The sequence below is a fragment of the Cupriavidus pauculus genome, assembly GCF_002858765.1.
GTDB lineage: Bacteria > Pseudomonadota > Gammaproteobacteria > Burkholderiales > Burkholderiaceae > Cupriavidus > Cupriavidus pauculus_B.
Window position 1 is genome coordinate 107096 of the sequence record NZ_PJRP01000012.1, and the last position, 20081, is coordinate 127176.

Annotated in this window: 23 protein-coding genes and 1 pseudogene; 17 read left to right on the forward strand and 7 right to left on the reverse strand. The window is 66.0% G+C overall.

All coding sequences use genetic code 11. From position 1 onward, the window contains the following. The first annotated feature begins 4 nt into the window (after nt 1–4). The 5 genes from CYJ10_RS22530 (at nt 5) to CYJ10_RS22550 (ending at nt 4220) form a co-directional block, all read left to right on the forward strand. A complete protein-coding gene (locus tag CYJ10_RS22530; protein WP_101683786.1) occupies nt 5–748 on the forward strand; it encodes a response regulator in 744 nt (247 codons plus the stop codon). A gap of 29 nt (nt 749–777) precedes the next feature. Further along, entirely contained in the window at nt 778–2049 is a 1272-nt protein-coding gene (locus CYJ10_RS22535; RefSeq protein ID WP_101683674.1) for a sensor histidine kinase, read from the forward strand. A 429-nt stretch (nt 2050–2478) separates the two neighbouring features. Further along, nucleotides 2479–3090 (forward strand): copper resistance protein CopQ, encoded by a 612-nt coding sequence (locus tag CYJ10_RS22540; protein WP_101683675.1) that lies wholly within the window; start codon nt 2479–2481, stop codon nt 3088–3090. A 77-nt stretch (nt 3091–3167) separates the two neighbouring features. Next, entirely contained in the window at nt 3168–3587 is a 420-nt protein-coding gene (locus CYJ10_RS22545) for an organic hydroperoxide resistance protein (protein WP_101683676.1), read from the forward strand. 78 nt (nt 3588–3665) lie between these two features. Further along, complete coding sequence (locus CYJ10_RS22550) at nt 3666–4220, forward strand: thioredoxin family protein (protein ID WP_101683677.1); 555 nt, start codon at nt 3666–3668, stop codon at nt 4218–4220. A gap of 73 nt (nt 4221–4293) precedes the next feature. On the opposite strand, the gene CYJ10_RS22555 is transcribed toward CYJ10_RS22550, so the two are convergent. Both CYJ10_RS22555 and CYJ10_RS22560 read right to left on the reverse strand, forming a co-directional pair. Continuing rightward, on the reverse strand, nt 4294–4629 hold the full coding sequence (locus CYJ10_RS22555) for a cupin domain-containing protein (RefSeq protein ID WP_101683678.1): 336 nt from the start codon (nt 4627–4629) through the stop codon (nt 4294–4296). A gap of 265 nt (nt 4630–4894) precedes the next feature. Further along, complete coding sequence (locus CYJ10_RS22560; RefSeq protein WP_101683679.1) at nt 4895–5365, reverse strand: hypothetical protein; 471 nt, start codon at nt 5363–5365, stop codon at nt 4895–4897. Nucleotides 5366–5671: 306 nt separating this feature from the next. Between CYJ10_RS22560 and CYJ10_RS22565 the strand changes: the two genes are divergently transcribed. The 5 genes and pseudogenes from CYJ10_RS22565 (at nt 5672) to CYJ10_RS22590 (ending at nt 9496) form a co-directional block, all read left to right on the forward strand. Continuing rightward, nucleotides 5672–7234, forward strand: a complete 1563-nt coding sequence (locus CYJ10_RS22565) for a diguanylate cyclase domain-containing protein (protein WP_101683680.1) — start codon at nt 5672–5674, stop codon at nt 7232–7234. Between the two features lie 309 nt (nt 7235–7543). After that, a complete protein-coding gene (locus CYJ10_RS22570) occupies nt 7544–7768 on the forward strand; it encodes a DUF2188 domain-containing protein (RefSeq protein WP_101683787.1) in 225 nt (74 codons plus the stop codon). 26 nt (nt 7769–7794) lie between these two features. Then, complete coding sequence (locus CYJ10_RS22575; protein ID WP_101683681.1) at nt 7795–8139, forward strand: hypothetical protein; 345 nt, start codon at nt 7795–7797, stop codon at nt 8137–8139. A gap of 218 nt (nt 8140–8357) precedes the next feature. Beyond that, nucleotides 8358–8880, forward strand: a pseudogene (locus tag CYJ10_RS22585) (CinA family protein). Nucleotides 8881–9112: 232 nt separating this feature from the next. Further along, nucleotides 9113–9496 carry an NUDIX hydrolase gene (locus tag CYJ10_RS22590; RefSeq protein WP_101683683.1) on the forward strand — a complete coding sequence of 128 codons (384 nt, stop codon included), beginning with the start codon at nt 9113–9115 and terminating at the stop codon, nt 9494–9496. Between the two features lie 105 nt (nt 9497–9601). On the opposite strand, the gene CYJ10_RS22595 is transcribed toward CYJ10_RS22590, so the two are convergent. Further along, the gene (locus tag CYJ10_RS22595; protein ID WP_257993466.1) at nt 9602–10165 is read right to left on the reverse strand and encodes a DUF4142 domain-containing protein; all 564 of its coding nucleotides are present in this window, start codon (nt 10163–10165) and stop codon (nt 9602–9604) included. Nucleotides 10166–10303: 138 nt separating this feature from the next. Here CYJ10_RS22595 and CYJ10_RS22600 point away from each other — a divergent pair, with 138 nt between their 5' ends. Further along, the gene (locus CYJ10_RS22600) at nt 10304–10519 is read left to right on the forward strand and encodes a hypothetical protein (RefSeq protein WP_101683685.1); all 216 of its coding nucleotides are present in this window, start codon (nt 10304–10306) and stop codon (nt 10517–10519) included. Nucleotides 10520–10562: 43 nt separating this feature from the next. Next, nucleotides 10563–11063, forward strand: a complete 501-nt coding sequence (locus CYJ10_RS34910) for a BON domain-containing protein (RefSeq protein WP_374703296.1) — start codon at nt 10563–10565, stop codon at nt 11061–11063. A gap of 21 nt (nt 11064–11084) precedes the next feature. Here the strand turns inward: CYJ10_RS34910 and CYJ10_RS22610 are convergent, their stop codons facing one another. Next, entirely contained in the window at nt 11085–12185 is a 1101-nt protein-coding gene (locus CYJ10_RS22610) for a tetratricopeptide repeat-containing glycosyltransferase (RefSeq protein ID WP_257993467.1), read from the reverse strand. Nucleotides 12186–12414: 229 nt separating this feature from the next. Between CYJ10_RS22610 and CYJ10_RS22615 the strand changes: the two genes are divergently transcribed. From CYJ10_RS22615 to CYJ10_RS22630, 4 genes are all read left to right on the forward strand, one after another. Continuing rightward, nucleotides 12415–13710 carry a tail fiber protein gene (locus CYJ10_RS22615; RefSeq protein ID WP_101683688.1) on the forward strand — a complete coding sequence of 432 codons (1296 nt, stop codon included), beginning with the start codon at nt 12415–12417 and terminating at the stop codon, nt 13708–13710. Between the two features lie 364 nt (nt 13711–14074). Then, nucleotides 14075–15481 carry a selenium-binding protein SBP56-related protein gene (locus CYJ10_RS22620; RefSeq protein WP_101683689.1) on the forward strand — a complete coding sequence of 469 codons (1407 nt, stop codon included), beginning with the start codon at nt 14075–14077 and terminating at the stop codon, nt 15479–15481. Between the two features lie 11 nt (nt 15482–15492). Continuing rightward, complete coding sequence (locus CYJ10_RS22625; RefSeq protein WP_101683690.1) at nt 15493–16152, forward strand: hypothetical protein; 660 nt, start codon at nt 15493–15495, stop codon at nt 16150–16152. 346 nt (nt 16153–16498) lie between these two features. Further along, nucleotides 16499–16714 (forward strand): hypothetical protein, encoded by a 216-nt coding sequence (locus tag CYJ10_RS22630; RefSeq protein WP_101683691.1) that lies wholly within the window; start codon nt 16499–16501, stop codon nt 16712–16714. A gap of 41 nt (nt 16715–16755) precedes the next feature. On the opposite strand, the gene CYJ10_RS22635 is transcribed toward CYJ10_RS22630, so the two are convergent. Continuing rightward, the gene (locus CYJ10_RS22635) at nt 16756–17217 is read right to left on the reverse strand and encodes a type II 3-dehydroquinate dehydratase (protein WP_101683692.1); all 462 of its coding nucleotides are present in this window, start codon (nt 17215–17217) and stop codon (nt 16756–16758) included. Between the two features lie 9 nt (nt 17218–17226). Next, on the reverse strand, nt 17227–18510 hold the full coding sequence (locus CYJ10_RS22640) for an MFS transporter (RefSeq protein WP_101683693.1): 1284 nt from the start codon (nt 18508–18510) through the stop codon (nt 17227–17229). A gap of 181 nt (nt 18511–18691) precedes the next feature. On the opposite strand from CYJ10_RS22640, the gene CYJ10_RS22645 reads away from it, so the two are divergent. Beyond that, nucleotides 18692–19477 (forward strand): IclR family transcriptional regulator, encoded by a 786-nt coding sequence (locus tag CYJ10_RS22645; RefSeq protein ID WP_101683694.1) that lies wholly within the window; start codon nt 18692–18694, stop codon nt 19475–19477. Between the two features lie 14 nt (nt 19478–19491). Here the strand turns inward: CYJ10_RS22645 and CYJ10_RS22650 are convergent, their stop codons facing one another. Next, complete coding sequence (locus CYJ10_RS22650) at nt 19492–20079, reverse strand: cysteine hydrolase family protein (RefSeq protein WP_101683695.1); 588 nt, start codon at nt 20077–20079, stop codon at nt 19492–19494. Nucleotides 20080–20081: the final 2 nt, after the last annotated feature.

The window sequence follows — 20081 nt, forward strand, 5'->3', positions numbered from 1 at the left end:
GCTGATGGAATCGCATGTTGACCATGTCCTGATCGTTGATGACGATCGGGAGATCCGTGAGTTGGTGTCCACTTACCTGACCAAGAATGGCCTGCGGGTGACCATGGCGCCGGACGGCCGGCATATGCGCCAGTTTCTGGACGCCAACGCGGTGGACCTGATCGTGCTGGACGTGATGCTGCCCGGCGACGACGGCCTGGTGCTGTGCCGCGAACTGCGCGCCGGCAAGCACAAGTCCACGCCTATCCTGATGCTGACCGCCCGCGACGACGAGACCGACCGCATCATCGGCCTGGAAATGGGCGCCGACGACTACCTGACCAAGCCGTTCGCGGCGCGCGAGCTGCTGGCGCGCATCAAGGCTGTGCTGCGCCGTACCCGGATGCTGCCGCCCAACCTGCAGATCACCGAGGCCGGCCAGATGCTGGCGTTCGGCGACTGGCAGCTGGACACCACCGCGCGCCACCTGATCGACAACGAAGGCACCATCGTCGCGCTGAGCGGCGCGGAATACCGGCTGCTGCGCGTCTTCGTGGATCACCCGCAGCGCGTGCTGAACCGCGACCAGTTGCTGAACCTGACCCAGGGCCGCGAAGCCGACATGTTCGAGCGATCGGTGGACCTGCTGGTCAGCCGCCTGCGCCAGCGCCTGAAGGACGATGCGCGCGAGCCCGCCTATATCAAGACGGTACGCAGCGAGGGCTACGTGTTCTCGATGCCCGTGGAGATCACGGAGGCACGTCAGTGAGCACTCGCCGCTGGCGCTGGCCCCATACCATGGGGTCGCGCCTGTTCCTGATCCTGCTGGCGGGCATGATCGTCGCGCACCTGATGTCGTTTGCCGTGCTGTTTTCGGAGCGATACGTGTCGGCGCGACAGGTCATGCTGGGCACGCTGGAGACCGACGTGGCGACGTCGGTGGCGATCCTGGACCGGATTCCCGCCGCCGAGCGCCCGCAGTGGCTGCCGCGCGTGAACCGTGGCAACTACCAGTACATCCTGGGGCCGGGGTCGCCGGGGGTGCCGGAAATGACCGAGCGCGGGCGCGACATCGCCGAGCGGATCATGGAAGCCACCGGCACGCACTATCCGGTCACGGTCCAGTCGATTCCTGGCGACGGCAAGCAGCTTCAGGCGCATCTGACGCTGACCGACGGCAGCCCGCTGACCATCGACGTGCACCCGCGCATGACGCCTATCGCCGAGTGGCTGCCTTATGTGCTGGTGCTGCAGTTGCTGCTGCTGATCCTGTGCTGCTGGTTCGCCGTGCGCCTGTCGATCCGCCCGCTGGTGGCGCTGGCCGATGCCGCCGATGCCCTCAATCCGAATACCCGGTCGCAGCCGCTGGACGAGCAGGGCCCGACGGAACTGGCGCAGGCGGCGCGAGCCTTCAACGCCATGCGCGACCGCATTGCGCAATTTGTCGAAGAGCGCGTGCAGATCCTGTCCGCCATCTCGCATGACTTGCAGACACCCATCACGCGGATGAAGCTGCGCGCAGAAATGGCCGAGGATTCGGAGGAAAAGCGCAAGCTGGTCAACGACCTGGCGGAAATCCAGACGCTGGTGCGGGAAGGGTTGGCCTACGCGCGCAGCAGTGGCGGCGATGGCGAGGAGGCGTCCCGCATCGACCTGGGATCGTTTGTCGAAAGCCTGGTTTATGACTACCAGGACACCGGCAAGGATGTATCGATCAGCGAGAACGCCGGCGGCGCCATCGTCATCCGCCGCAACGCACTGCGGCGCGTGCTGACCAACCTGATCGACAACGCCATCAAGTATGGCGGCGGGGCGGCCGAAATGGCCGTCCACCGCGAACGCGACGCCGTGGTCATATCGATCATGGACCGGGGGCCGGGCATCCCCGAAGACAAGCTCGAGGCCGTCTTGCAGCCGTTTGTGCGCCTGGAGGGCTCGCGCAACCGCGAGACCGGCGGCACGGGCCTGGGTCTGGCCATCGCGCACCAGCTTGCGACGGCCATCGGCGGCTCGCTGACGCTGCGCAATCGGGAAGGTGGCGGCCTGGCTGCGGATATCCGGCTGGGCTGAGTTTTTCGCGACCGATTCTGGCGACCATGGTTTGCTCCCCTCTCCCGCCGTGCGGGAGCGGGGCCGGGGGAGAGGGCCGGCGGTTCCAATCGCGAACCGTTGGCAAACAGGGCCTCCACGCCCTTTCTCCCATCCCCCAACCCCTCTCCCACGCCCGGGAGAGGGGGAGTGCATCAGGATGCACATCCATCCTTCTATCCCCCTCCGTCGTCCCCGCCTCCCTGCAGGCGCCTTCCCTTTTTGTACGCCTTTGTATCAGGCCGCCGCGACGATACGTGCCCTGACAGAACGGCCGCCAAGTCGCTACGGGCGCGATACGTGGGCCGCCTTAAATACGGTCCATGGCAGCGCGACGCACAAACGACAAAGCGAAAACGCTGCCACGGCAATCCACCGAATCGACCGCATACCACTGAAAAGGAAACCATCATGTCCAAGAACCTCACCAAGCGCCTTGTCCTCGCCGTTGCCCTGGTTGCCGCCGCCGCTGGCGCACAGGCTTCCGTTGTCGGTGCCCGCGACGTGTACACCGACGGCGCCCGTGCCGTGCAGGGTGCCCGCGACGTGTTCAGCGAAGGTGCCCGTTCGGCCACCGACGCCCGCGACCCGTACACCGAAGGTGCCCGCTCGGTGCAGGAGCCGCGCAGCCCGTATTACGACGGCGCCCACACCGTGGCCAGCCTGTCGGTGCGCTCGGCCGATCCGTTCCTCGACGGCGCCCGCTCGGTGCAAGACCAGCGCAGCCCGTACTACGACGGCGCCCGCTCGGTGCAGGAACCGCGCAGCCCCTACTACGACGGCGCGCACACGGTAGCCGGCCTGGATCGCACCGGCGTGTCGGCCTCGCCGGCCCGCTCGGCCGACCCGTACCTGGACGGCGCCCGCTCGGTGCAGGACCAGCGCAGCCCGTTCTATGACGGCGCCCGCACGCTGGACCCGTACTACGAAGGTGCCCGCTCGGTAGCCGGCCTGGACCGCACCGGCGTGTCGGCCGACCCGGCACGCAGCGTCGATCCGTACCTGGACGGCGCCTACGCCTGAGGCCCGGCCCACATGTTGAAGCACCACCGAATCCGCATCACCACAACCAGACCACTGAACGAGACAAGGAAACCATCATGACCCGCATCGAAAAAGTCCTGTACACCGGCAAGGTTCACATCACGTCTGGCGGCCGCGACGGCGCGGCACGCAGCGACGACGGCCAGCTCGACATCGACCTGTCGTCGCCGGGCAGCAAGGGCAACGGCACCAACCCCGAGCAACTGCTGGCCGCCGGCTGGTCTGCCTGCTTCATCGGCGCCATCGGGCTGGCCGCCGGCAAGCAGAAGATCAAGCTGCCGGAAGACCTGTCGGTAGACGCAGAGGTGGACCTGGGCACGGCCGGTGTGGAGTACCTGCTGCAGGCTCGGCTACGCGTGCATATCCCCGGCATCGAGCGCGAGGTGGCGCAGGCGCTGGTGGACACCGCGCACCGCACCTGCCCGTACTCGAAGGCACTGCACGGCAACATCCATATCGAAACCGAACTGGTCTGACCAGTGTCCCATCGCCCCGTCAGCCACCGAGTCACCACTCGGGCGCGGGGCGAGCACCTCCAGAGAGGCCCCTGAATCATGCGTAACGTCATCCGCGCCATGCTTGCCGCCATCGGCATTGCGGCCATCTATACCTTCGGCACCGGCGCCATCGCCGAAAGTCCAAAGGTGGGCGACCAGGGCGCCGCGCCCGAATTCGTGGGGATCAACAATTGGCTGAATTCCGAGCCGCTAACGCTGCAGCAACTGCGCGGCAAGGTGGTGCTGGTCGACTTCTGGACGTACGCTTGCGGCAACTGCGTGAACACGCTGCCGCATGTGAAACAGTGGTACGAGAAGTACAAGGACCAGGGCCTGGTGGTGGTGGGCGTGCACACGCCGGAGTTTCCGTTCGAGAAATCGACGGAGAACGTGCAGGCGGCGCTCAAGCGCTATGACATCCGCTACCCGGTGGCGCAGGACAACATGTACGGCACGTGGTCCGCGTACCGCAACCAGTATTGGCCCGCGCTCTACCTGATCGACGCCAACGGCCGCATCGTGTACCAGCACTACGGCGAAGGCCGCTACAAGGAAACCGAGGCAGCCCTCCAGAAACTGCTGGCGGAACGCAAGGCGGCACAGCCGGGATGAGTGAAGTCCGAGATGGCTTTGGAAATGGGGAAGGGCCTTGTTCGCAAGGCCCTTTTTTTATTGGCTGGCCGTCCTACCGCCCATCCAGCAACACCATCGTCAGCAACACCGACGCATCGGTCACGGCCTTCACGTCATGCCGGACGTTGCCGGCCAGGTAGATCAGGTCGCCGGGTTTCAGGCGCTGCGAGCCGTGGTCCAGGGCGACTTCGACTTCGCCTTCGATGCACTGGATGGTCAGCGGGCCGGCCACGGCGTGCGGGGGCAACTGTTTGCCCGCCAGCATCACCAGGCGGGCCACTTCCATGTGGGGGGCCTTGAACAGCGCGGTGGTGGGGGTGTTCTTGAGGTTGGCGCCAAGCGGTAGCACGCTGGCGGTCTGGCCGGAAGACAGGTGGGGAATCGACATGGCTTCGCTCGCTGACTGGGGATTGGCTGGTTCTACAGCCGCGCCTTCCTGCGCGCGGTAGGTTTCAGTCTATGGCCAAATCGCGTGCAAGGCACAGCGCGCCGCCAGCGGAGTGTGGCGCAGGTAGCGTAAGTCGACCCGGGGTGGCATGGCGATGGGCATCGGCAGGTGGCGTGTTGAACGACGTCCTGGGCTGACGGGCCGCGTCGCGCCGGGTGAGGACCCAGTCGGACGCGACCCGCCGGTGATGCCCCGATACCGCTGCTTAGGCCAGCGCGCCGTCCGTGTAGACGTCGATCGTGCGCGAGGGCTCGGCCGATACGCCGCTGCGGTCCATGCCGGCCAGCGCGCCGTCCGTGTAGACGTCGATCGTGCGCGAGGGCTCGGCCGATACGCCGCTGCGGTCCATGCCGGCCAGTGCGCCGTCGGTGTAGACGTCGATCATGCGCGAGGGCTCGGCAGATACGCCACGGAGGTCCATCCCGGACAGGGACCGGTCGTTGTCGATTTCGCGCGTGGTCGGGGCCACGACACGTGCGCCTTCGCTGAACGTGTCAAATCGGCCGGTGCGCGCGCCATCGGTGAAGACATCGCGCGCGTCCATGCGGAAGCTGTAGCCGTACCTGTCGCCAGCGTGCGTGCTGTCGCGCGGGCCCGAGGCATGGGCGCCGCCTGCCGCCAGGCCGAGGGCCAGCGCAGTGGTGGAGAGAAGGGAAAGGGTGAATCTGCGTGACATGACAGAACTCCAAAGGCAGGTGAAACACAACGGAACGCCGCGAGGCGTTCCTCTGCTTTTACGCAGGTCCCGTACCAGCGGATGCAGAGGGACGAATGTGGCGCAGCCGTCGCGCCAGCGCTGAAAAACGCCATCGAACGTTTGCCACGCGCCAACACCCCTGCCTGCCTGCTGGCGGTCTACCGCAGACACCTCGCCCGGGTCAGGTCGGCGTCAGGCCCGTCTGATAGCGTCGCCAGACGTATAGAGATCGCCATGCGCTGCCGTTATTTCCGGTACCCCCGCATCCGATGGCCCTGACAATTCATGAAGACATATCTCCGCTCGGTGAGGTTCGGCCTGATACGTACGATGGCCCTAGGTGCACTGGTCACTGCCCTGCTGGTGGGCGGTGGGCTGTTTGTCATGAAGCGGTTTGATTCCTACGTCACCAGCATCTATGTGGGTAACACGCTGCCGGTGGGGCAGCTTGGCGAACTGCGCGCCAGTTGCCTAGAGGCACGCCGCCGGCTGTGGAAGGCCCTGGCCATGCGGGCGCATGGGGACGATCACGCCATTATTGCCGGCGTTCGCGATGACCTGGCACGCATGGACAAGGCCTGGGCGGCGTACTTTCCCACCAATGTCAGCGGTCCGCGCGAGCAGCAGGCGGCAGAGGCCCTAAGCCACGAACTCGCCGTGTTCCGCAATCTGGCGCTGGCCACGGCCGGGATGATCGCAGCCGGTCATCATGACGCTGGCAAGGCCTACCTGAGCGCACAAATTGGCCTTATGCAGCACATCGACGACCTGATGACGCGGGCCATCGATGCCAATGTTGCGCAGGCTGCCGCCCTGGCGCAGGGCAGTACGCGAATGCTGGAGCGGACCGCGCAAGCTGCGGCGGCCGTACTGGCCATCGCCATGGCAGTCTCGCTGGCCTTTGGCTTCCGGCTGCTGCGCGAGCGCGACGACGCGCGCCGGTCTTCGCGATACAGCCTGTGGTTGGTGGACCAGGCGTTCGAGCTGACGCAGGACGGCATGATGATTACCGACGTGCACGGCGTGAGCGAAAAAGTGAATCCGGCCTTCGTGCGGCTCACGGGCTATACCGAGGCCGAACTGATCGGCAATACACCGCGCCTGCTCAGCTCGGGGCGCCAGCCGCCCGAGTTCTACCGCGATATGTGGCGGGCATTGCGCGAGACCGGCCATTGGCGCGGCGAGCTATGGAACCGGCGCAAGGACGGCGCGATCTATCGCGAATCGCTGTCGATCCACGGCATCCGCGGCCCGAAGGGCGAGGTGTCCAATTTCGTGGCGGTCTGCGCCGACATCACCCAGCGCCAGCTGGCGCAGGACCGGCTCGGCTACCTGGCCACGCACGATGCGCTGACCGGGCTGCCCAATCGCACGCTGCTCGGTGAACGGCTGGAGCAGGCTATCGGGCGGGCGCGCCGGGGCGGCACGCATGTCGCCGTCATGTTTATCGATCTCGACGGATTCAAGGCCGTCAACGACACGCTGGGCCACGGCATTGGTGACGAGACGCTGATCACGGTGGCCCAGCGCCTGAAGGCCCAACTGCGCGAGGGCGATACCGTGGCGCGCCTGGGTGGCGACGAGTTCGCCATTGTGCTGGAGGATGTGGCGGACATCGGCCAGGTGGCGCCGCTGGCGGAACGGCTGGTGCACGCGGTGGGCGGCATCGACACCATCAACGATTGTCCGATCCGCATTACCCCGAGCATCGGCATCGCGTTGTATCCGGACGATGCCGGCGAACCCGATTACCTGCTGAACCTGGCCGATGAAAGCATGTATGTGGCCAAGCGGTCGGGCAAGAACGGCTACTGCTTCAGCGGGGCGCTGCCGCGCAAGGCGGCATAGAACGGTATTGGGCGCGCAGACCGGGATGGCGCGCGAGCAAAAAAAAAGCGCCAACTCCGGGAGAGCGGGCGCCATGGATCAAGGGAGGCCCGACGGGTCTGGACCGCCGGACGCATGAATAATCTAGGTCAGAAACCGATGCGTCAGCCGGTACGGAAAGCACCCGTTGCGGACACGGCCCCCCGTTGCGAACACCGGCATTGCGAACACCGAGGTTGGCCTACGCAGTTGTCAGACCACGGCCGACTACCGCGCCAGCTGCTTTGGGTGAATAAGTAGGACATGTGACAGACACCCATGGAGGCGGAAATGAGCGGGAAGGACGTACACGTGGTGCCGGCCCCGGACGGCTGGGCGGTGGAAGAGGCCAGGGGTGCCGAAGGCCGAAAGCTCTATGCCACGCAGGAGGACGCCGTCGAGGTAGCGACGGAGATGGCGCGGCAAAACAAGGCCGAGCTGTTTATCCACGGCCGCGACGGCCAGATACGGGCGCGCAATTCGTTCGGTCACGATCCCAGGTCGATACGGGGGTAAGTGCCGTGAGCAACCTGGGGACGGCCATGGAGGCTGTATTCGGCGCGGGCAGGGACCTCGCCTGGTATCAGATGTGCGCGCGCGCCGCACTGGTATTCGTGGCGACATGGCTATTGCTGCGGGTGGCGGGCCGGCGAACCTTTGCCCAGAAAACCGCGTTCGACCTCTGCATCGTGCTGCTGCTGGGCGCGGTCCTGTCGCGGGCGGTGGTGGGTGCCAGTCCGCTTGCAGGCACACTCGCCGCGGCTGTGGTCCTGGTGTTCATGCATCGATTCGTCTGCCTGCTGTCCACGACATGGCCGGCGGCCCATCGTGCTCGTGAAGGACGGCATCGAGGACCGCCATGCCCACCGGCGCGCCATGCTGACTGACGAAGACCTGGACGCCAACGCCAGGGCGACGCTGCACAGCTCGGGCTCGGACGCACGGCGGGACGCGCATCGGGACGCACAGCAGAACGGGCACGGCGACGCGCGATGGGATGTCGTGCTTGAGCGGGATGGGCAAATATCGTTCGTCAAGCACCTCGGGCAGCCACGCCGCCCGGTGCAAGGGCCCTCGTACCCGCACCCTCAAACGGAGGACGCCCATGCATCCGGCTGAGGCGGCCGCGCACTTCCTGCAGCGCCACAACCTGCGGCTGGCGACGGCGGAGTCTTGCACGGCGGGGCTCATTGCGTCCCATATTGCCGATGTGCCCGGCTGCGGCGGCACGCTCAAGTGTGCAATCGTTGCCTATTCGCCCGATGCCAAGGAGCAGATCCTTGGCGTCAGCGCCCAGCTGCGCGCAGCACGGCCTGACCAGCGAGGCGGTTTCGCTGGCCATGGCGCACGGCGTGATGCGGATCAGCCGGGCCGACGTGGCCGTCGCCAACACGGAGGTGGCCGATGACGGCGCCCCCGACGGTACACCGCCAGGTACGCAATGCTTTGCGTGGCTGATCCGCGTGCCCGGGGCCCCGATGTGCGCGTACACCGAAACACGCCAGTTTCGCGGGGATCGCACCGAGACGCGGCAGGCGGCTGCACAATGGGCGCTACAACGTATCGCGCATTACCACGCGCTGGCCTCGGCCGGTGGCAGGGACGCCGCTGGCACGGCGCATGCGTAAGGTACGCGTGCGGTGCGTGCGTGAGGTAGATGCGCAACAGGTGCAGTCGTCATCCATTGCCAGTGGCAGCCGAGAGGGCGACACTACGCGCCTGTTCAGTTTGTCTGCGTTTCGCACAGGCTGCTGCGGAAATGGCCGTCTTGGGGTGCGATGGCATGCCTTTATAGTGGGATCATCGCGCCAGCGTGATCCGGATGTCATGAAACAACGTGCAGTGGTTGGATCGGCCGATATGCCATTCATCAAACCAAAAATCAGAGCTACGGTCATTTGCGTCCGCGAGGGGCAAGTCCTGCTTGTGTCGAAAGACGGCGTGCGCTGGGCCCTGCCGGGCGGGCGCCCCGACGACGAGGAATCGCTCGTGGAAGCCGCATGGCGCGAACTGCGCGAGGAAACCGCGATCGAGGCCAAGTCGCTGACCACGGCATTCCAGTTCATCGGTGCCACCACGGTGCATCACGTGTTTGCGGCGGCCGTGGGCAAATCGGCCGCGCCCAAGCCTCGCAACGAGATCAAGTACCTGAAGTGGGCGCCGCGCGACGTGCTCGACGACCTGACCACCAGCCCCACCACGCGGGCCATCGTGTCGCAGTACTTCCTCGCCAGGGTCGGCTGACGCCGGCGCTGACATCCACCGCTGACATCCACAATATAGGGCGCGCAGATATTGCACCGTGTTTGCAGATCCGCCCCCTGGATCTGCAAACGCCGGCCAAACGCCCTACGGCTTCACTTGCGACGCCATTTTTTGCGCCATCTCCAGATGGTGTTCCAGCGTGGGCAGCGTCTGACGCGCGAACGACTTGACGCCATCGTCCTTGGCATCGTCGGCCGCCTTTCTGAACAGCGCCACGGCGTCCTGGTGGGCATCCACGCCAATCTGCTGGGCATAGGCCCGGTCGAACTCGGCCCCCTTCATCTGGCCCAGCCTGGCCAGCGCCTGCTGGTCCTTCTGCAGCGGCGTGGCGGGCAACTGCACCCTGAGCCTTTGCGCCTGCTGCTTCAGCTTTGCCTCGGCGGCGCGATGGTCCTGGATCATCTGCGTGGCAAACGACTTAACCGCAGGGCTGCTGGCGCGGCTTTGCGCCAGGTTGCTGGCGTCGATTTCCAGCGTGCCGGCCATGGCCGCCTTGCGCAGGAACATCACGTCGCCGTCGCCGGCCATGGCGGTGCCAGGCTGGTCCGACAGCGGCGCCGCATGCGCGCCCGGGGTTGCCACGGACATGACTACCGCGGCGGCAGCAAGAATCAGGAAACCGGTAAGTCGCATGGTGGATGCTGGCATGGCAGTCCTCGCTTGGTGGTGGATCGGTGCGAGGAACAAAGGCAAGCGCCATGCCGGATGCACAAGGTCCGACAAGACAGGCGGTCATTGGCATGATGCTTGCGGCATTCCCGCCGCAATTGCCATCAGGAGACCGTGATGTCCAGCAAACCAAATACCGGCAAGCAAGCCGAAAAGCGCGGCGGTGCCAATCCCAGTGTGCGTACCGACCGGCGCGCCGACCAGTTGAAGAGCCGCAGCGCAGATCCCGGCGAGAGCAGCTATGGCGGATTCCGCAACGAAGATCCCGGCGCGCAACATCAGGCCACGTCGACATCGCCGGGCAAGCGCCCGAAGAAGGGTCACGGGTCCTGACATCGCACTGAATACCCACGGAAGTCAGCCAGCAGGAGAGGTCATGAACCGAGACAGCAGGGACAGCGGGTATCGCGACGATCGATTCCTCGACGACCACGCGTTGCCCGGCGGTTACGGCCGCGGTCCAGGAGGCTCGGCGCAGCTGCATGCGCGGCGCCAGCCGGCGGGCCCCAAGGGCTACACGCGGCCGGACGAACGCATTCGCGAAGACCTGTGCGAACCCCTGGCCCACGCGGGCCGGCTCGACGTGCGGGAAGTAGGGGTGACGGTATCGGAAGGCTGGGTCACGCTGTCAGGCACGGTGCCGGCGCGTCCGCAGAAGTACAGCATCGAGGACATCGCCGCGTCGGTCTTCGGCGTCAAGGATGTCGAGAACCGGATCAGGGTGCTGCCCGGCAGCGGCGATACCCGCTGGACCGCCCAGTCGAGCCAGCCGGGTCTGACCGGCCAGCTTGGTCGCGCCGGTCAGACTGCAAGCCAGAATGTGGGTACGGATGCGGGCCAGGACGTGGGGGCAGACGCTGGGGACAAGCCGGCGTAGCGCCCAACCGCCTTCTGCCCCCTACAGACCAAAATACTGGCTGTTCCCGACGATGCGCGCGCGCTCGCTGTCGGGAAAACGCTGGCCCGCGATCAACTGCTGCAGTGCGTGGCGACCCTGTTCGAGCGCACCCACGTAGTACGCGCTGACCACCAGCTCATCAAGCGCCCGCCAGGCGTAGACTGATTCGTCGACGAACAGCGCGTCGGCGGGCTTTGGCATGCTGGCGGCCTGCTGCGCGAACAGATGCGCCAGCGCGAATTCGCCGCGCAGCCGGTGATAGCGTGCCAGTTCGCACAGCGGCTCCGCCCGGGCCGGGCGCTGCTGATAGGCATTGAGGTAGGCCGCCTGCACCGCCGTGGGCGCATCGCCGCGACGCTCGCGCAGGACGGCGACCTGGAAGCGCGCGAACCAGACCTCCTCGTCCCAGCCGCCCATCGCCGCGCGTTCGTCGTAGAGACGCAGCGCATCATCGAGCTTGCCGGCGTCGCGATAGCTCTGCGCCAGATAGAAGCGGTAGCGCGTGTTGGCGGGCTCGTCGCGAATGGCCTGCTCCAGTACGGCGATATCGCGCAGGTAGGTCTGCGGATCGCGTGCACGGGCGCCGTCGCGCGCCACGACGATGGTGGCTTGGGGCAGGGCCTCCCAGCGGTGCGGCGCGTCCTGCGTCAGGAATTCGTGCAGCACGCCTTCCCAGCGCCAGGGTTGGTGGGCGCGCACCAGCGCATTGCGCAGGTAGTGCCACCCGTCCAGTTCGCAGCGGAACTGATAGCCGTCCGCCTGCAGGTCCGGCCAATGGAAGTCCGGCGCCATGCGCAGCGTCTCGTCGGCGTCGATGCACAGCAGGTAGTCGCCCTCGCCACTATCGCCGCCACCATCGCCCATGGCGGTGCGTGCCAGCGCCATGGCCTCGTTTCGGTTGTGCGCGAAGTTGCGCCACCGGCGTTCGTGCAACGTACCGGGTACGTCGGCCATGAAGCGGCGGATCACGTCCTGCGTGCCGTCGCTGGAGCCCGTGTCGACGATGACCCAATGGTCGATCCAGGGCTTCACGCTGGCCAGGCAGCGTTCGATCACCGGGGCTTCGTCCTTGACGATCATGTTTAGGCAGATGCGTGTCACCGCGGTCCTCGCAGGCTCAAAAATCCGGGCGAAGAATACCCGCTTTTCGCGCTGCGGTGGCATGCGGCGCGCGTATGGCTGTCTGCCCCACTAAGGTGGGGCGTGCCTGAGTGTCCCCGACGGGCCCATCCATCGCTAAGATGCTGCCCCGCCACGAGCGGCCGGACTTCGCATGCCGGCGCGGGAGGCGCGTCGGATCCAATCATCCATTCAATCGGGAAACGGGAAAATGAAACAACAACAATGGGCTGCCGCCCTGTCGGTCGCCACGTCGGTACTTCTTGCAAGCTGCGGTGGCGGAGACGACACTGGAACGTCCGCCAGCACCCCGACTGCCCTGCCGGCAGCGACGATTTCGGGCACTGCCGCCACCGGCGCGCCGATCACCAATGCCGCGCTGATGATCAAGTGCGTGAGTGGACAAACGTCCGTGACGACCGGATCGGACGGTAGCTGGAGCGCGTCCACGGCGAATCTGGCGCTGCCGTGCGTGCTGCGCGTCACCACGGCCACCGGCGAAGTGTTGCATTCGTACATCGAATCGGCAGGCACGACGAACGTTACGCCGATTACCGAACTGGTTGTGGCGGGTGCGTATGGCAATGCCGACACCGAAGCGTTCTTCACCAATTTCTCGACGGTATCGGCTGCCGCAGCCAGCGAAAAGCTGGCGCTGGCCATTACCCAGGTCAAGCAGCGCCTGTCTACGCTGGGCGTCAACGCGGATTCGCTGAACCTGCTGAACCAGAAGTTCAACCCGCGCAACGGCGACAACTACGACGATCGCCTGGAAGAAATCGCGGCCAAGCTCAAGCTGACCAATTCGACGCTGGCCGCGCTGTCGACCGACGTGGCGCAGGGTAAGGTGGGTCCGGTGGGCCCGACTGGTGCGACTGGCGCGGCCGGTGCGACGGGTGCGACGGGTGCGACGGGTGCGACGGGTGCGACGGGTGCGACGGGCGCTGCGGGTGCGACGGGCGCTGCGGGTGCGACGGGCGCCGCCGGTGCGACGGGCGCGAACGGTGCGACAGGTCCGCAAGGCAATACCGGCGCTACGGGCGGCACAGGCGCAACGGGTGTGACGGGCGCCACCGGTGCGGTGGGCGCAACCGGGGCGACAGGTGCCACGGGCGCAACCGGCGCCACGGGCGCTGCGGGTGCGACGGGTGCCACAGGCGTAGCGGGCGCCACGGGTGCGACCGGCGCCAACGGCGCTACCGGTGCCACGGGCCCCGCCGGCACGATTCCCGGCCTGGGTAACACCGGTAGCATCGGCGATGGCGTCGAAAGCGATTGCACGATGGCGACGGTCTGGCTGTCCGCCGCAAGCTTCGCGGCTGGCGGTGTGCACGCCGACGGCCGCACGCTACCCATCTCGACCAACCAGGCGCTGTTCGCGCTCCTCGGCACCAAGTTCGGTGGCAATGGCGTGTCCACCTTCCAGCTGCCGGATCTCCGGCCGCTGGAGCCCACGGGGCTCTACTACGTGATCTGCACCCAGGGCATCTTTCCCCAGCGCCAGTAAAGCAGTCAGGGCCCGGGCCCTGGACGCGTGCGGCGATGCTGCCCGCGTCCGGGCGCCCACGCTTACCGCGCAGGTCGGCCGCGCTCTTCAGCAGCGAATCCAACGGCGAATCCGGCGGTACGCCGATATGGATGCTTGCGCGCACCTGGTGCCGGCAGGATCGTCGGGGTGCAGGCCTTGCTGCGATCGGACGATCCAGGACAAGCGCCCTTGTCGCCGGGGCCGGAGACGCGCATTTCTCGTTCCAACTCGCATGTGACGGCATATGGGCATGCGGATATCTTCGTACCGCTGCGCGGGACAGGCACCTATTCTGGTAGATCGCACCGACGCACTTTGACCCCGACGTCAAGGAGGTTTCATCATGAACCTGCGGCCCGATCCCACCTTTTACGCATCGCCCCGGCTTGCAATGGAGGCGCCGGCGGAAACCCACGCGTACACGCTGCTGCTGAGCCCCGATGGGTCGCAGCCCGACGCGTTGGCCGTCATCGACGTCAATCCCGATTCGTCGCGCTACGGCACCGTCGTGCACACGGTGCCGATGACGGGGCGCGGCGATGAACTGCACCACTTCGGTTGGAACGCTTGTTCGTCCGCCCTCTCGCCGCTGACCGGACATGCGTTTCTGGAGCGGCGCTTCCTGATCATTCCCGGCATGCGCAGTTCGCGCATCTATGTGGTGGATACGAAGCCGGACCCCACGCGGGCGAAGCTCCACAAGGTCATCGAGCCTAACGAGATCTTCAGCAAGACCGGTTATTCGCGGCCCCATACCGTGCATTGCGGGCCGGAAGGCATCTATGTGAGCACGCTGGGTGGGGCGGGCCCGGATGGCACCGATGGCGCTCCCGGCATCTTCATCATGGATTGCCAGACGTTCGAGGTGCTGGGCCGCTGGGAGATCGACCGCGGCACACAAGACAAGCACTATGACTTCTGGTGGAACCTGCCGCGCGACTACATGGTGTCGAGTGAATGGGCGTTGCCGCCGCAGTTCGAGCGCGGCCTGGTGCCCGAAGATCTCTTGGCCAACCGCTACGGGCACCGGCTGCATTTCTGGGACCTGCGCGCGCGACGCAACGTACAGACGCTGGACTTGGGCGCCCAGCACCAGATGGCGCTGGAGGTGCGGCCCGCGCACGATCCGGTGCGCGAATACGGCTTTGTCGGCGTGGTGGTCGACACCACGAACCTGGAGGGATCGATCTGGACATGGTGGCGCGAAGGCAGCCAGTTCCATATCGAGAAGACGGCCACGATTCCGCCCGAGCCCGCGTCGCCGGATGATCTGCCCCCGCTGCTGAAGGGCTTTGGCGCAGTGCCGCCGCTGGTGACCGATATCGACCTGTCGCTCGACGACCGATTTCTCTACGTATCGTGCTGGGGCACGGGCGAAATGCGGCAGTATGACGTCAGCGATCCGCGCAAGCCCACGCTGGCCGGATCGGTACACTTGGGCGGCATTGTCCGGCGCACCCCGCACCCGGACGGCTCGCCGTTCGCGGGCGGGCCGCAGATGGTGGAGATCAGCCGCGATGGCCGGCGCGTCTACTGGACCAACTCGCTGTATTCCACGTGGGACGACCAGTTCTATCCGGACGGCGTGCCCGGCACGCAGGTCATGGCGCATGCCGGGGCCGATGGCGGGCTGCGGCTCGATGAACGCTTCCGGGCCACGTTTCCCGATGGCTATCGGGCCCATCAGATCCGGCTGGAAGGCGGCGACTGCTCGACCGATTCGTTCTGCTATCCATCGGTGGGCGCTTGACCGCTGGCGCGATGGCATCCTTGGAGCAGGCGGGGCTGTGGGCCGCCGTGCTGGCCAGCGGCCTGTACCACGGTCTCAATCCGGCGATGGGATGGCCGCTGGCGGTGTCGGGCGCGCTGATGACGCGCAGCGCGCGCACGCTGCCAATTTCGCTTGGCTACCTGGGTGCCGGGCACGCGCTGGCCATTTTGACGCTGACATTGCCATTCGGGTTGCTGGTGTCACTGGCTACATGGGAGATGCACATTCGCCTAGCCGCGAGCGTGTTGGTGGTGGCCTATGGTACGGCGTTGCTGGTCTGGCGCCGTCACCCGCGCGCATTGGCTCGCATTCCGCCGTCGCGGCTGGCTTTCTGGTCGTTCGCCGTCGCCATTGCCCATGGGGCAGGGCTGATGCTGGTGCCCATCTACCTTGGGCTCTGCTTCGCGCGCGGCGATCGTGGACACGCGGCGGCTGGCGCGCTGGCCTTCGGCAATGCCGGCACCGCCGTGCTGGTGACGGCGGTGCACACCATGGCGATGCTGGCCATGGGCGGCGGCCTGGCCTGGCTCACGTTCCGCTATCTCGGGCCGCAGTTCGTGGCGCGCAGCTGGTTCAATCTCGACGTGGTGTGGGCGCTCAGTCTTGTGCTGGTGGGCGGCGCATCGCTGACGCTGCTGGCAATGGGTTGATTTGTTGCCCGGGTGCGTTGTCGTTTGATCTCACGCTATCACGGGTATCGGGCATTCCGTGATGCAATAGCCGCGCGGTTGAGGGTTGAAGTTCAGCAGGCCGCGAGGCCCTGTCATCGATGATGTGCAGGACGACAAGAAATGAGCGCGGAAACGATCCGCACTCTAAGAATATTCTCAGCCAACATGAATTCGATAATGACCGCCGCTACGGCATTCCCGGCTCAGGTGCAGGAGGCCAGCCTGACTGTCTATCAACTGACTGTCGCTGGCATCCTGGCCGCGGCGATCGTGGGCATCGTGCTAGGCATCATGACCTACATGAGCCAATCACAATCGAGATATCGTGCAGGCGGAGGTCAAGCCGTTGGTGGCAAGGCTGGATGGCGTCGACAAGTATCTTGAGCAGATTGATATCCGTCTGGACAGGATGGATGACCGCTTCGACAAGATGGATGAGCGAATGGACAGGGTGGAAGTCAAACTCGACAAGGTGGCTGACGACGTCGGTGTACTGGTGCAGGTCGTTTCGCGTCTGGCCGAAGACCGGGAACGCGGATGATAGACGCGTTCCCGGCGGGTGCCTCGATGGCGCGTTGCAATCTACGGCTGGCCGGCCGGCGACTGCTGCCCCCACAAATCATCCACCGCCCGCATCGCCAACGGGTAACCATTGGCCCCCGCCCCGCAGATCACCGCCGTGGCTGCCACCGAAATCGTGGAATGGCGGTACTCCTGCGAGCGGCGGTGGATATTGCTGATGTGGACTTCCACCACGGGCCGGCGGATCAGCTTGACGGCGTCGAGCACCGGAATGCGGCCGAACGAGAAGCCTGCCGGGTTGATGATCAGCGCGGCGTCCTGAAAGTACGCTTCCTGAATCCAGTCGATCAGTTCGCTTTCGCTGTTGGTCTGCTGGAACACGCAGTCAAAGCGCAGCGTTTCGGCCATCGCCTGGCATTGCTGTTCGATGTCCTTCAGCGTGGTACTGCCGTAGATGTGCGGCTCCCGAACGCCCAGCATGTTCAGGTTCGAGCCGTTGAGAATATGGAGTTTGCGTTGCATGGTTCGGCTTCAGTGCGCGTGGCTTTGGTCCAGTGCCGTGCCCCGGGTCTCGCGGGAGATGGCGATCATGATGAAGGAGAGCAGGTTCAGCGAACCACAGACGGCGACGATGGCCCATGGCGATCCGTGAAACGCTTGGAGCAGGGCCACCGCGACGATCGGCATCGGGCCGCCGGTCAGCAGGTTGGCACCCGAGTACGACAGGGCGGAGCCGGTGTAGCGCGCCTCGGTCGGGAACGATTCGGCGAACCAGACCGGCTGGATGCCGCTCTGGAACTGCGTGAATCCGAGGAAGGCGCCCATGACGGCCATCGTCATCGCGTACGAGCCCTGGTTGAGGACCGGGAAGTAGATCAGGCAGCAGACCAGCGTACAGAACGACCCCAGCAGCAGCGCGCGCTTGCGGCCGATGCGGTCGCTGAGCCAGCCGCCGGCCAGTGCGCCGACGATGGCGCAGGCGTTGGCCACCATCAGGAACATGAAGCCGGTCTGCTTGGGCACGCCAAGATTGCGCGTCAGGTAGCTGAGCGAGAAGACCACGATCAGGTAGAACAGCGCCGCCGGGCCGCAGAAGAACAGCGTTAGCCGCAGCGCGGTCTTCCAGTGATGCCGGATCACGGTGCCCAGCGGATTGGTAGCGCGCGTGCGCGTGCCGCTCTTGCGCAGGGCCTCGAAGGCGGGCGTCTCGCTGACCTTCATCCGGATGTAGATGCCCAGGATGACCAGCAGGAAGCTAGCCAGGAACGGAATGCGCCAGCCGTACGACTCGAAGTCTTCGGGCGATAGCGCGGCGGCCAGCGCGAACAGTGTCAGGTTGGCCAAGATCTGGCTCAGCGGGGAGCAGATGCCAAGAAAGCCGGAGTACAGGCCACGGCGATCCGCCGACGCGTGCTCCACGGCCATCAGCTGGGCGCCGGTCGATTCGCCCCCGAGCGCAAAGCCCTGGACGATCCGGAGTGTCACCAGTAGGGCCGGTGCGGCGATGCCCACCTGCTGGTAGGTCGGCAGCAGTCCCATCAGGAACGAAGACAGCCCCATCACCGACACGGTGATCAGCATCAGGTTGCGGCGACCCCAGCGGTCTCCCAGGATGCCGCAGATGATGGCGCCCAGCGGTCGTGCAGCCAGCCCGGCCCAGAAGCTGGCCAGCGAGGCCAGCAAGGAAGCCGTGGGGTCCAGCGACGGAAAGAACAGCTTCGGAAAAATGGTGGCAGCCACCACGCCGTACAGCGCAAAGTCGAACCACTCCAGGGCCGTGCCGACGGTCGCGCCAGCGACGGCGCGCCGGGCCATTTCAGGTTGGCCGGCCTGCGCCTGGGCAGGCGCGATGTTCGAGTCAGTTATCACTGACATGGTTGTCTCCCCTCTTTTATATGAGTATCGGTGTCGATTGCCGCAGCTTGTGCGCACTGCTATTGTTTGCGCGGCACGACCGGGGTGTTCCGCACCGGAACTTCATTCCGTAATACGAAATATGTCACTGAAGGCAGGTCTCCGGATTCTTGATTTCCTGGCGTCGCAGGGCGAAGGCGCGGGGCTGGTTGTCATTGCCGAGGCGCTTGGCCTGCCGCGCAGCACCTGCCATCGCGTGCTGCATGAACTGGTCGACGGTGGCTATGTCCGGCAGCTGGTGGACCACAGCCGCTACATCCTGACGATGCGCATGACGTCGAACGGGCTCGAATTCCTGAGCCTGACCGGCATTGCCGATATTGCCCAGCCCATCATCGAACGCATTGCGGCACGCACCGGCGAGCTGGCGAGGCTGTCGCTGGTGGATGGCGAGGCCATCATCTGGGTGGCCAAGGCCGACGGCCAGCGCACGGGCTTTCGCTATGACCCCGACATGGGGCTAGGGGCGCGGCTGTCGTGTACGTCCACCGGCCATGCGTGGCTGATGACGATGTCCGACGAGGCGGCCGTGGCGCTGGTCATGAAACAGGGGTTTGGCCAGCCCAACGAGTACGGGCCGAATGCGCCCACCACGCTGAAGACGCTGCTGGGCTTCCTGCATGCCGCGCGGGTGCGTGGCTACGCGATGATCGACGAGGTTTTTGCCGCGCGGATGGCGGCGGTGGCGGTGCCGGTGGTGCGCGGATCGCGCTGCATCGGCGTCATCAGTCTGGCAGGGCCGCGCACGCGCCTGACGGCGGCAAGGATCCACGAACACGCGGCCTTACTGCGCGAAGCCGCCAACGAACTGGCGCAGCTCAGCAACATGGCCGGCTTTCTGTCACGGCCGCCGCTCGGCAAGGGCTGAGCGGACGCTGGCTGCTAGGCGTCGGGCAGGCCGGGCAGCGCCGCCACGGTCGTTACGGTGCCGATCGCCCCGAGGTTCTTCAGCGCCTGGCGGTGGTCGTCCTCGCTGCGGGCGGCGCAGGCGTTCTCGACCACGACCACCTTGTAGTCCCGATCGTGCGCCTCGCGCGCCGTCGCTTCCACGGCCCAGTTGGTGCTGATACCCGTCAGTACCAGGCGATTCACATGGCGTGCGCGCAGGATGGCTTCCAGCCCTGTGCCATAGAACGCGCTGACGCGGTGCTTGTTGACGACGGCATCGTCCGGCTGCACATCCAGGCCGTCGACGAACGCCGTCCCCCATCCTCCCAGCTTCAGCGCACCGGCCGCCCTGGCCTTGCCAAAGACTGGCGAGTCCTTCGGATGCTCGGCGTAGCCCTCGGAAAACCCAACCTTGACGAAGATAACCGGCCACTGGCGCGCCCGCGCGTGGGCGATGACGGCGTTGCAGGCGGTCACCAGGTTGCGCGCGGCAGCCTGCGCCGCCGTGCCGCTGCCGGCCAGCTTGCCTTGGGCATGGACGATATCGTTGATCAGGTCCAGTACGACCAGCGCTGTCTGCATGG